Annotated in this window: 10 protein-coding genes; 5 read left to right on the top strand and 5 right to left on the bottom strand. The window is 57.5% G+C overall.

The features are described 5' to 3' along the window. Positions 1-34: 34 nt before the first annotated feature. The gene (locus tag ACGY09_RS15710; RefSeq protein ID WP_397568473.1) at positions 35-1,300 is read right to left on the bottom strand and encodes a YkgJ family cysteine cluster protein; all 1,266 of its coding nucleotides are present in this window, start codon (positions 1,298-1,300) and stop codon (positions 35-37) included. 18 nt (positions 1,301-1,318) lie between these two features. Next, positions 1,319-2,416, bottom strand: coding sequence for a glycosyltransferase family 9 protein (locus ACGY09_RS15705; protein WP_397568472.1), 1,098 nt, complete (start codon positions 2,414-2,416; stop codon positions 1,319-1,321). Positions 2,417-2,949: 533 nt separating this feature from the next. Between ACGY09_RS15705 and ACGY09_RS15700 the strand changes: the two genes are divergently transcribed. Continuing rightward, on the top strand, positions 2,950-4,278 hold the full coding sequence (locus tag ACGY09_RS15700) for a LysR family transcriptional regulator (protein WP_397568471.1): 1,329 nt from the start codon (positions 2,950-2,952) through the stop codon (positions 4,276-4,278). Between the two features lie 163 nt (positions 4,279-4,441). Then, positions 4,442-6,271, top strand: a complete 1,830-nt coding sequence (locus ACGY09_RS15695; protein ID WP_373649292.1) for a POT family MFS transporter — start codon at positions 4,442-4,444, stop codon at positions 6,269-6,271. 88 nt (positions 6,272-6,359) lie between these two features. Here the strand turns inward: ACGY09_RS15695 and ACGY09_RS15690 are convergent, their stop codons facing one another. Next, complete coding sequence (locus ACGY09_RS15690; RefSeq protein WP_397568470.1) at positions 6,360-7,187, bottom strand: 3'-5' exonuclease; 828 nt, start codon at positions 7,185-7,187, stop codon at positions 6,360-6,362. A gap of 155 nt (positions 7,188-7,342) precedes the next feature. Between ACGY09_RS15690 and ACGY09_RS15685 the strand changes: the two genes are divergently transcribed. From ACGY09_RS15685 to ACGY09_RS15675, 3 genes are all read left to right on the top strand, one after another. Next, positions 7,343-7,543: an RNA-binding S4 domain-containing protein gene (locus ACGY09_RS15685; RefSeq protein WP_373649294.1), complete on the top strand. Its 201-nt coding sequence runs from the start codon at positions 7,343-7,345 to the stop codon at positions 7,541-7,543. 460 nt (positions 7,544-8,003) lie between these two features. Continuing rightward, positions 8,004-8,477 (top strand): LuxR C-terminal-related transcriptional regulator, encoded by a 474-nt coding sequence (locus ACGY09_RS15680; protein ID WP_397568469.1) that lies wholly within the window; start codon positions 8,004-8,006, stop codon positions 8,475-8,477. Positions 8,478-8,550: 73 nt separating this feature from the next. Further along, a complete protein-coding gene (locus ACGY09_RS15675) occupies positions 8,551-10,161 on the top strand; it encodes a hypothetical protein (protein WP_397568468.1) in 1,611 nt (536 codons plus the stop codon). A 92-nt stretch (positions 10,162-10,253) separates the two neighbouring features. On the opposite strand, the gene ACGY09_RS15670 is transcribed toward ACGY09_RS15675, so the two are convergent. Next, the gene (locus ACGY09_RS15670) at positions 10,254-11,039 is read right to left on the bottom strand and encodes a metal ABC transporter ATP-binding protein (protein ID WP_373649297.1); all 786 of its coding nucleotides are present in this window, start codon (positions 11,037-11,039) and stop codon (positions 10,254-10,256) included. Between the two features lie 26 nt (positions 11,040-11,065). After that, positions 11,066-12,235, bottom strand: coding sequence for a metal ABC transporter solute-binding protein, Zn/Mn family (locus ACGY09_RS15665; RefSeq protein ID WP_397568467.1), 1,170 nt, complete (start codon positions 12,233-12,235; stop codon positions 11,066-11,068). Between the last annotated feature and the right edge of the window lie 302 nt (positions 12,236-12,537).

Here is a 12,537-nt window from a genome sequence, read left to right as displayed (position 1 = left end):
CGGAGCGACCGGTGCCGTGAACACGGTGAGGGCCCTACCGGGAATACCAGTAACACAATCGCGTGAGGTCCCCCAGTTCGACGAGGGATCGGACACGCCGGCGAGCGGCGTACTGAGCCAGCGCGGGCGAATAACCATGATGATGATCGGCCATCGCCAGTCCCCTGGAGACATCCGCGGCGGTAATCCGGTCGCGTCCGTCACTCACGGCATGCCACCGTGCCAGCCACAGCGTCACTGGCAACATCAGTGCCAGACTGTGAAAGCCCTCGGCAAAGGGAATGTCGTAGTAGGCGGATCCAAAGAAGTGCATCCCCGTCGTTTTAACCCGGAAATAACGGGTCAGGATTTCTTCCGCCTCGGCGTCGATCGGACCGAAGGAAGGTTCCAGAGCACTGAAAGGGACCTCTTTCAGGCCCGTCTGTAACGAGGGGATATTTCCGCTTCCCTTGGTGAAACGAACGATGGCTCGTAATAACCGCCAACGTCCCCAGACGCCGGACGAAAGGTCTGCGACTGTGTCTTTCCTCGCGTATTGGGCAACGAGCGTTCGAAAGTAGAGGCGGCCAACACGACTGGGTTCTTCTGGCGATTCGGGTACGTGGGGATTCTCGAGCCGGGCTGCTTCCATCAGCAGGGCGATCAGTTCACGAATCCGTGGACCTCGAATCTTCTCGAACGAAGCCTGCCCTACCAGGGTGGTCCAGGCGATGGCACGGACAACTTTGACGACGATCGGCGTAGAGAGATCCGCCAGCGTGTGATCCAGGGCCTCGACAAAGGGTTGCAGGTCAGTCCAGTCAACCCGGTCGTTGGGTGTCAGCAAGGGGGCAGGTGAATTGATGGCGCTGGCGGGAATGACTTCCTCTGCCATTCGGCGAAGTTCATTCGATCGCTTGCTGGTCGGTGTACCGAGATTTGCCACAACGGAGGGGCAACTGTACCGCAGGCTGACGGTGAACGATTTTCCGGAGGGATGGAAGGCGAAAGGATAGATGCGGCAAGGTAGAGGCTTCGCTGCTTCACCAAACTTGGCATGGATGCGGCACAGACCTTTGTCATCCAGAAAAACGCACCCGCCGTCGGACCTATGTGTGAGCCGGTAACGCTTCTTCCACGGGGGCCCCGCATGCCAGGCGAGCACGGGTTGATCGACCCCGTCTGCTGCAGTCCAGTTTTGTCCGATGATCCGCTGTCGCTCGGCTTCAGTCACCTCAATCAGATGCTGGCGGCAACAGCCACCGCAATTGTGACAGCTCCAGTTTTGCAGTACCGGCAGTTCCAGTCGCAGGTTGGCCATTCTGTTCTTAGACCCATCTCAGGCGACACGTCGCGCGGTACCGGATTTGTGAACGAGTCGCTGGAGACCGGCCCAGACCCGTTCCACGTCCAGTTCGTTCAGACAAGCAAGATGATTCTCGCCACGGTGTGGACATATTTTATGGTAACCGGCCGCGCAGGAAACGGCGGTCGAAATCATTTCATGCTGGTCCCCGGGTGGCCCAGAGCGTAAGGCCGACGTGCAGGTGAAAATCCCCAGCGTAGGAATCCCCAGTCCGGCAGCCAGATGCATCGGCCCCGAGTCGTTACTGATGGCGAAATCCACGCGACTAAGCAAGGCGGACAGTTGTTTCAGTGTGGATTGTCCCGCCAGATTTCTGACGGTCGGGGTGTGCCCCGGTGTGGACAATTCCTGAAGTCGCTGGTGCACCCGATCAGCGTCGTGCCGTTCGGCCTTGCTCCCCAGGATCAGCAGGCTCCCCCCCCACAGATGATCGGCACGCCGCATCAGCTCGGCAAATTTCTCGACCGGCCAGCGTTTTGTTTCCCAGCGGGCCCCCGGATGAACAGCGATGATGGGGCGGGGAAGATCCTTCAGTTGAAGCTCGGACCAGTCGCAGTCCGCTGCGGAAGTCGCGATCAACGTCTCACGCGACATCTGGCCCAGTCCCAGGCATTCGGCCACGCGCCAGTAGCGCGCATGAGCGGCCATCTGACGGGACGTTTCCGGCAGCAGACAGTTCAACGTCAGATGCGATCCTTCTCTCGCAGTCTCCAGCCCCACACGGACGGGGGCCCCGGTCGCCAGCGTCATGACGCCCGTACGAAGTAACCCCTGAAGATCGATCACCAGATCAAATCGCCGTTTGCGCAGCGTCCCGAGCAAGTTGCCCCATGCGGACCAGCCCCCACGGCGTTCGAAGGAGATTGCATCCGACAAAGCGGGATGCCCTTCCACAAGATCCTTCAATTCCCGATTCACCACCCAGCTGATTTCTGCCCCCGGATAGCGATGCTTCAGTACGGGAAGCAAGGGCAACGTCTGCACGACATCGCCGAGTGCGCTCGGCTTGATGAGACAAATGCGCCGTGGCTGAAGCTGAACGAGTTCGGAAACTGGAATCCGCCGGAACATCCGTTTTCCTGCGTGAAATTGTTTGAAGGAATTCTCTTGCCTGAGTTTAGTGCGATTTCCGGAAATTCAACAAGAGGAATGGCGTTCGTCGCGGCGCAATGGGTGCATGCCAGCTTTTGTTATGCCTCTATCGTGTGCGCGAAATCGCCCGAGAACGTCAATTCCAAGATTTTGTGGTTTTTTGTTAAGCTGAGATGGGTTTGGAGGATTGGGGCTTGATGGGACTTAGCCTGGAGGCGTTGCCATGGATGGCGATCAAAGTGCGTTGCGAACGGAATTCGAATTGGCCTTTAAGCGGGTCACGGAACTGAAAGTGGCGTTAGATCAAGCGGAGGGCCGTCTTCCGAGGACGGAAATTCCTCATTACTCCGTGATCGAAAATGCCGCCCATGAAGTCGGGCAAATGTTGAGCCGTATGGTCCAGGAGAGGATGCTCAACGAACTGGTGGCCGCCCAGCCATCTGCGGGGAAGTGTCCCACCTGCGGGACGCGGTGTTCATTGAAGCCGCGTCGCCGCAAAGTGCTTTCCGGCGATGGACGAGTGGAACTTCAAGAGTTGGTCGGTTCTTGTCCTGCCTGTCGGCGGGACTTTTTCCCCCTTACGTGAGCGATTGGGATTTCATGCACGCGAGTTGACTCCGATCGTCGTGCGGAAAATCGCCGTTCTTGCAGGGGAGGCACGTTCCTACAAACGAGGGGTCATCGCCCTGAAGGAAGCGGACGTTGCTGTCTCGACCAAGACGGTGGAACGGGTTGTTCACGACATCGGTGGCGAGTTGGCCGCACGCCGAGATTCTGATCCGAAAACGGATGATGCATTGGCATTGAAGAGTGACCGCCCTCCTGAATTGGCGATCATCGAGTGCGACGGTGGTTGGATTCGCTGTCGTCATCCGGACCGAGGACCCGGCGTGCATCCCGTTGGGGAGGGCTGGCGAGAGACGAAGGTCGCTTGCCTGATTCGAGCTCAGCACCAGACGTTTGAAGAGGATCCCCAACCCGAACCACCTGAGTGCTTCTGTGATCCACATCACGTCGCAAAACTGGCGGAAACCGAGGCCTTACCGGTGGCCGCGCCCGTTCCCCAAGATCCCCCAGCGAGTCCCGACGCCACCGACAAGACACTCGAAGAGGCCCTGACGAAACAACCCATTGACTGGCGTCCGAAGCGTCTGGTCCGCACAGTTCTGGCCAGCATGGCCGAGGCCAAAGAGTTTGGCAAACAGATGCAGCGAGAGGCAAAGCGACGCCTGTTTTTCGACTCGCAGGATAAAGCCTTTTTGGGAGATGGCCTCCCCTGGAACTGGTCTCTCTGGAAAGAACGGTTCTCCGAATTCACGCCGATCCTCGACTTTATCCATGCGCTCAGTTACGTCTTCCTGGCGGCAAAAGCCGTCTTTCCTGATAGCCCCGCGAACGCTTGGAGCCAATATCTGGTTTGGATGCGTGGCTGCTGGCAGGGCGAAGTGAATCAGGTGCTGGAGGAACTTCGAACATGGCAACAGAAATTCGGACAACCGCCAGCCGATGCCGCCGATCAAGACCCACGAAAGATTCTAGCGCGGACGATCACTTATCTTGAGAACAATCATGCCAGGATGAAGTATGACGAGTACCGCCGACAAGGCCTGCCGGTGACGACAGCTTGGATGGAATCGCTCGTTAAGGAAATGAACTATCGCGTCAAAGGAACCGAGATGTGGTGGAATGATCCCGAAGGAGCTGAAGCGATTCTTCAAATCCGCGCCGCCGGACTCTCCGAAGATGAACGACTCGCTCGACACCTTGATACGCGACCCGGATCGCCGTTCATCAGGCCGCCTAAAACTCCGAGAGTCGCAGACAAAAAAATCAAAAGCTGACATGCACCCCGGCGCAATCACCTCGGAGGGGGGGGGACATGGGCGAGCAGGACGGGGCCGATCAGCAGGTGACCCTGACGGTCACTTGCTCGAACCTGCCTTGCAATTCGTTTATTCTCCTGTTCACGTGAACGATGACTTTCTCTCCGAAAGAACACGAAAAATGCCCGAACCCAAGGCAACTGAATTGAGCGAATCCTCTCCGTCCAATCGCATGCCTCCGGGAATTCCCTACATCGTCGGTAATGAGGCAGCCGAACGGTTCAGTTTCTACGGGATGAAGGCGATTCTCTTCGTCTACATGACGAAGTATCTGCTCGATGGGGCGGGACAACCCGATCCGATGTCGACGGAAGATGCCCGCGCCGCGGTTCACTGGTTCGTTGCTTCCGCTTACTTTTTCCCGATTGCAGGGGCCATTCTTTCCGACTGGTTGCTCGGGAAATACCGCACCATCTTCTGGTTGTCGCTGGTGTACTGTCTGGGACATCTGGCCCTCGCCGCGATCCCTGGCCGCTGGGGTCTCCTGTCGGGTCTCACCCTGATTGCCATCGGATCCGGAGGAATAAAACCGTGCGTTTCGGCACACGTAGGTGATCAGTTCACGGAGCAAAACCAGCACCTGTTGCCGCGTGTCTTCAGCTGGTTTTACTTTTCGATCAATTTCGGAGCCTTCATCTCGACGATCATCACTCCGATTCTCCTGCAACGATTCGGGCCGCACTGGGGGCCCCATCTTGCCTTCGGCCTGCCCGGCTTGCTGATGTTCTTCGCGACCTTTGTCTTCTGGTTGGGCCGGAAAAAGTTCGTCCACGTCAAACCGGGAGGTGCAGCGTTTATCCGTGAGATATTCAGCATCGAAGGCTTACGCGCCGTGGGGCGGCTGATTCCCCTTTACCTGTTCGTCGCAGTCTTCTGGGCACTTTACGACCAGACGGCGTCGGCCTGGGTGGAACAGGCCGAGGGAATGGACCGCAACTGGTTGGGCGTTGAGTGGCTGCCATCCCAGATTCAAGCCATCAATCCAATTCTGGTACTCGTCCTGATTCCGCTCTGCACGTACGGTCTCTACCCGCTTCTTAACAAACTGTTTCCCCTGACTTCGCTCGGCAAGATTGCGATCGGATTCTTTCTCACATCTCTGGCATTCGGGGTGAGCGGATGGATCGAGTCGCAGATCGTCGGCGGCAAAGTCGTCCGCAGCGCCAATGTGGAAACAGCCCCTGCTACGGGAATCCTGGCGGAACGAGAACTGATCATCCGCCTGCGCGAAAATCGTGCCTGGAACATCAAGTCCGTCAGTTGGCAGCAGCGCGATGCCCAGGCGAATTCCGCGTCTACCGGTGAACCGACAGTTCCTTTCACTCTGCGAGTCGACGTCGGCCCCACACCAAAAGGCCCCTGGACCGAGGCGGCATCGCAACAATTCGAAGCCGACCCGTCCCAGGCTCAAGTGGTCAACCTGAACGAACCGGTCTCGACTCCCTATATCCGTCTGGCAATCGCGATTCCTTCAACCTTCACAGGAGATGTGAAGAATCACATCGACTGGAGCAAGTCGCACGTGGAAGTGCATGCAGCAGAATCCCAGCCTCCAGCGGACGCGCATTCCCTGGCATCACCGGTGTGGCCGGATGTCGCCGCCGAAGGCTACAAGCCCCATATCGTCTGGCAGTTAGTCGCTTACCTGATCCTCACGCTCGGCGAGATTCTGGTTTCAATCACGTTCCTTGAGTTCTCATATACGCAGGCGCCCAACAAGCTGAAATCACTCGTCATGTCTTTGTACTTGCTGTCGGTTTCGCTGGGGAATGCCTTAACGGCACTGGTCAACGTCTTCATTCAAAACGCAGACGGTTCGAGCAAGCTGCCCGGGGCCAGTTATTACTGGTTCTTCACGGGACTCATGCTGGTGGCCGCTTTAGGGTTCCTCGTGGTCGTGGCCACGTTCCGCGAGAAAACCTACCTGCAGTCAGAGGCCGATGTCGAATAGTCCTGCCGGAACGTGTTGTCAGGCGGTCGATCATGCGCCCCCTCCGATGCGCGGGGTGGACAGGCGCAGGAACTCGTCGGACCAGGCTTCAATCGACAGGAGGCTGCCAGTCACCCCAGTGTGACAGATAGTGCTTGTAGACCGGAATCGATTCGCTCTTCTCTTCCAGCCAGGCCTTTGCCTCGGCGACGAGACGATGTTCGTCTTCGACAGTCAGCTTTCCGAGCAAGACACGTGTGCGAAGGAACACAAAATACGTATCCAGTACGTCGCAACGGCAATAGTCGTTGATCGCCGCGACTTCACCGGCCTCATACATTCCCTGGACCTGAGAGCCATCAACGCCGGATTTCCCCGGCTTGCCGATCATATTGGCCAGCAGGTTCAGCCCGCCGCTGATCCGGAACGCTCCGAAATTTGAAAGCAGGTCGAGCAGATCCAGATGCGACTGCGAGTTATACCGATTGCGGGACTGTTCATAGGTGCGGGCTTCGACGTTGAACCACGCCGGGACGGTGTATCCGTAGCGATAGGCAGCCAGTTCCAGCACCGGGATATCGTAGGTGCGGCCGTTAAAGCTGACCAGTGTCGGCCGACCGTACGCGCTCCACCCCTGCCAGAAGTGGCGTGTAATGACATGCGGACGAAAATTCGGAGCGTCCAGCACGGCGACATCCAGCAACCGATAGTCCGCATCCACCTTCGCCACCGCCACAGAAATCGGCAGCACGAACGTCACCGGCAGGACATCTCTTCCCGTTTCTTCCATCAATTGTGCGCGGTACCGGGTAAGTGCCTCGGCCGGACTGAGATTTTCCTTTGGGTAGCGAATCTTGGAAACGAGATCTCCGTCAGCGATGGTTTCGATGTCAAAAATGAAATAGCTTACGTGCTGCTTGCTCTCACTTGTTGACATTCAGAAATTTCCTTCACGAAGTGCGACGGCTTGTTGTCTCGTGATGTCGTCCTCAAGAAGGCATCACGGTTGTGCAACTTGGGCGAAATCGAATGCCACACGATATCCCACCGACTCAAATCCCGAAATCCAATCCTCACCTTTTGAGAACTGACGTGTCCGAACAGAATCCTTCCCCCATCACACTCGATCAATTTCTCAAGCAGTCCGGCATCGTTGTGACCGGGGGTCAGGCAAAAATTCTGATTCAGACGGGTGAAGTCCGTCTGAATGGAGTCGTTGAAACGCGAAGAGGGAAAAAGCTATCGCCCGGAGACATCGTCGAGATCGGGGATGAGCGACTGATCGTTTCGTGATCGATCCCAAATCCAACGCGACGATTCCCACCTCAGCCGATTCCGAAATGGCTGAACAGACCAGCACATCCTTTGCGGGACAGCACAGACCGCGCAGAGAATTGCTGTAACGGACTCCCACGTCGGCAACTCCCCCCATTTCAGGCTTGTTCCGAGGGCCGCTGACACCAGGGCTCCTCGCCTACTTCTCGCGCCAGAACCCTCCTCCTCTCTCTTCCCTTCAGTAGCCTCAACAGCAAACTCAGAGGGACGTGCATCACCCGGGACGTGACCCCAACGAACATTTCGATGCGTCGGGATCGCATGATTTCATCGGTAGCAAGAGTGCAAATTTTCTTAGCAGCAAGAACGTCAGGGCCATTGAACCTCCCGTCCTGCGACAGGAATTTCCGCTGTTTCTTTGCTGCTTTTCAGCAACATTGGCGTTCATTAGGCGAGAAACAGTCGATTGGAACGCCGGTTGCTTAATGCTGTTTTTATTATGATCGCACTCAACGACTACACTACCGATGTTGCTCCTTTGTCTTCGCGACACCCTTCACTGCATGTGATTGGTGGAGATGCGACGACCAGGGGCTATGTTCTTAATCAACTGTCACGCGTGGGCCTGGTCGCCCAGGAAGCCGCCACGCCTGCAGCATTGCTGGTGCACGAATCAGAGCAAGAGCTGCATCGTCGGCGGGTTTACTGGGCCGCCGTTGAGCAACGGGTTGCAAAGCTCACGACGAAAGACCGCGAGGTTCTCGATCTGTTGATGGAGTGCCTGCCGAACAAGGTTCTGGCAATGCGTCTCGGCATTACCGAACGGGCTGTCGAAATGCGGCGAGCTTCGCTGATGAAGAAGCTGGAAGTCCGCTCGCTGACAGAACTTGTTCGCCTGGTCACTCGATTCGCCATCGTACAGCAGTACGGGATTTTGCTCTCGATCTATTAATTCCTGCGGCATGGGGTCGGATCACTTCAGAAATGGGGTGACGTTCGGTTAATGTCGAGGGATGAGAGACCACTTGAACCCTCAGCGATTTCGGGTGCCGCGTGAGAACAACTCACTGCTGAGTATCCCCGATTTAGACGAAGCCGATCGCCTCGTCGACGAGAATCGCCGCCTCTTCAGTGAGACGCGAACGACACTGAACGGCCGCCCGTTAACTGAACTACGGGCGGCTGCCCGACGTGAAGCCGTCGCACAGGGACTCGACTACACCCAGTCCCTGCTGCAGCGAGAAATTCCTGCCCCGCCATCCGAGTCCTGCGTGGTCAGTGGCCACCAGCCCGAGCTATTCCACGTGGGAGTGTGGGCCAAGAACTTTGCACTGGCCGGGATTGCGCGACGCAACCAGGCAACCGCAATCAATCTGGTCATCGACAATGACACCCTCAACTCCACGACGTTGAGAATCCCCACTGGAGATCGCGCGAAACTCTCCATCGACCGTTTGCCGTTCGATACTCCACGGCCCACTCTTCCCTGGGAAGAGGCAACGGTCCTGGACGCCGACCTGTATCGCGAGTTCGGTCCGCTTATCGACAAGCAACTGCGCGCCAACTGGGGCTTTCGGCCGTTGATCGGGTCTGCGTGGGACGCCGCTGTCCAGTCGCTATCAGTCTCTCAGCGACTTTGCGACGGATTGACCGCGTTGCGAGCCCATGTGGAGCGGGACTGGGGACTGCAGAATCTTGAACTCCCCATGTCGCGACTTTGCCAGACAGATTCGTTCCTGTGGTTCTTCGCGCACCTGCTGACCCGACTGCCGGAACTGCACCAGGCTTACAACGAAGTCGTGGGAGACTATCGTCGCGCCCATCGACTGCGGAATCTCATGCAGCCGATCCCCGATCTCGAATCGACTGATGGCTGGCTCGAAGCCCCGTTCTGGATCTGGCGTGCAGGGGAAACGCAACGGGGCCGGTTGTTCGCTCGTCGCATCGGCGCTGAATGTGAGCTGAGACACCAGAACGAAGTCGTGGCCCGATTCCCTGTTTCCGATAACGAATCGCTTCAGGAAGCGGTGGAACTGCTGAAGACGCTCCCCGCGCGCGGAATTCGCATCCGGACGCGGGCCCTGACGACGACCTTATTCTCGCGAATGTGCCTGGCCGATTTGTTCGTTCACGGAATCGGCGGTGCCAAGTACGATGCCATGACAGACCAACTTTGCGCCCGACTGTTTGGCATGGTCGCCCCGGAGTTCCTGACGGTATCTGCCACGCTCTACCTGCCTCTCGGTGAGCCATTTCCAGCAACCCAGTCTGACTTGATCGACATCAATCACCGCCTGAGGGACTTGAACTACAATCCCGACCGGCATCTCGAACACTCTACCCAGGTCGACCCTTTGATTGCCGAGAAAACGGCAATCCTGGAGGAAGCCCGGCGTCTGCGCGAGCAGAACCAGCTACGGGGGCATCTCACACCCGCGCAGCACCAGCGATTAGCAGAAATCCGATCGCAGCTGCTGCTGCAGGCAGAGCAAGCCCGGGCTGCATACGACGAGACACGGGCGAAACTTCGCTCACAACTCGCCACGAACGCACTCGTCCGAAATCGCGAATATGCCTTCGTTCTGTCACCCGAAGATCAGCTCCGTCAGTTCCTGATTCCCCTGGCGACCCGATAAGCAGAAATCCGCCCCCTTGGGGAGGGCTGGGGAAGGGAATCAGGGCGCCTTGTGAGACGAACTGCCGGACCAATGAGCCGTATCAAAAACCGTTACGGCAGCGTCACATTGGAATGGCGCATGCGATGACCGACCTGATCGAGCAGGGCCAGTTTTCCACCGTAGGTTCGCCGAAGGTTTTCTGTCGTAAAGGCCTGTTCCACGGGGCCGCTCGCCACCAGCCGCATGTTCAGCAGCAACACTTCATCAAAGTACTCTGCAACGGTTTGAAGGTCGTGGTGCACCACGAGAGCCGTCTTCCCCGCCGATCGCAGTTCTCGCAACAGTTCCACGATGGCCCGTTCGGTCGCCGCATCGACCCCCGCAAACGGTTCGTCCATCAGGTACAGATCGGCATTCTGGACGAGGGCCCGCGCCAGAAACACACGCTGCTGCTGACCGCCGGACAGTTCGCTGATCTGTCGCCCCGCGAACTCAGCCAGCCCGACTCGCTCTAACGCAGCGAGTGCCTGCTGCCGAAACGCCTTGCTCACGGGACGAAACCACCCGATCTGACGATACAGTCCCATCACGACCACATCGAGGGCATTCACCGGGAAGTCCCAGTCGACGCTTGTCCGTTGCGGCACATACCCGATGCGCCCACGCTGTTGCTGGTAGGTCTTTCCGAAGAAGCGCACTTCCCCGTCCGTTCGCGGAATCAGTTCGAGAACCGCCTTAATCAAGGTGCTTTTGCCGGCACCATTGGGTCCTACAATGGCCACCAGCTTCCCGGGAGGAGCGTCGTAGTCAATATCCCATAAGACCGGCCGCCCCTGATAGGCAACGGTCATATCATGGATCGAGAGTGGCGATGTCGTCGGATGAATGGCAGACATGGGAACTTCAAATGGAGGGAATACTTTTACTCTAGCGGACAGATACCCCGACGTGGGAACAGGGAAAAACAAGAGACAAAAGAGACCGACAGACGTCCAGATCCCCTGCGGCAGGCAACGAGCAGAGAAATCAGCAGGACAGCCAGCAGGCCCGGTGTAATTGCTCCGGGAAGGACCAGCCACATCCCGCCCCCTCGTTTCGCGTCGTCGGACTCAGGGGCCAGCCGCCCATTCAGCCCTGTCTCGGGAGCCGTCCCACCCAGGGCTCGCGCGATCCGGGTCGCATTATGGTCGATCATCCCAATGTACGTTCCCTCATACGTCCCTTCTGCCCCCATCGCGTCAGAGAAGAGCTCCGCCCCGATCCGGACAGCGACGTTTCGGGACTGCGTCCCTTCGATGACGGCTCGAATGTTTTTCTCGTTGACGCTGCTTTCCACGAAGATCGCCGGAATCTTTCGTTCCGCCAGGAAATCGACGAGCCGATTCACATCATGCACTCCCGCCTCGGATTCCGTCGTGACTCCTTGCACTGAACGGACTTCAATTCCGTAAGCACGCCCGAAATAGCCGAATGCGTCATGAGCCGTTACCAGCACTCGCTGTGATTCCGGGATCGAAGCCACCACCTCCCGAACGTAGCGATCGAGCTTTTCCAACTCGGCCTGATAGCTTCTGGCGTTCTGTTGAAACTCGTCTGCGTGAGCAGGATCGCGTTTCGACAGGGTCTCGACAATCACATCGATGCACTGGCTCCACGCGGTCACATCCATCCAGACATGGGGATCAAAATGCCCTTCGAATTCGGGGGGTGATCGCAAGTAACTTTTGTCGAGCGACGAAGTAATCGCCACCACAGGCCGGTTTGCCCGATCCACCTGCTGCAAGGCGTCCTGCATCCGCCCTTCGAGCAACAGGCCTGAGTAAAAGACGACGTCCGCTTCCTGTAACTGCTTGACGTCACGACGAGTGGCCCGAAACAGATGAGGATCGACCCCGGAACCGATCAGCTTCACTACGTCGGCGTGCGAACCCGCAACTTGTTGAGCCAGATCAGCGACCATTCCTGTAGTGGCCACAATCTTGATACGCTGGCCCTGCGGAGTCGTCTCCGTCGAAGTTCCAAGACACCCCGAGCAAATCAGAAGTCCAAGGCAAGCAAGCGTCTTCAATGGCAAACGAACAAACAGAGACAAAGTGAATCTTCTCCCCCGATGGCTGTTTACCCGGATGCGTGTGCGAATCCCGTAATCCTGAATTCCCAACAGGATCAGAGGTCACTTCGCGATTTCGGCGAGCAATCTCTTTCCGCGCGCCCGTGAGCTGCCATCCGTTCCAACTTCAAAGCAGAAGGATCTTACTCTGAGGAAGCTGGAAAGTAAAGTTTTGACACCTCAAAACACGGCCGCAAATCGACGCCGTAATACGGATCCCGTCGCTTAAACCGGCTGCAATCGTGTCTTGCGTCACACGCCACCGCACACCAGTCGCACAGAAC

The sequence above is a fragment of the Schlesneria sphaerica genome (genome assembly GCF_044336245.1).
GTDB classification, from domain to species: Bacteria; Planctomycetota; Planctomycetia; order Planctomycetales; family Planctomycetaceae; genus Schlesneria; species Schlesneria sphaerica.
This window is presented reverse-complemented; position numbering and strand designations above follow the sequence as displayed.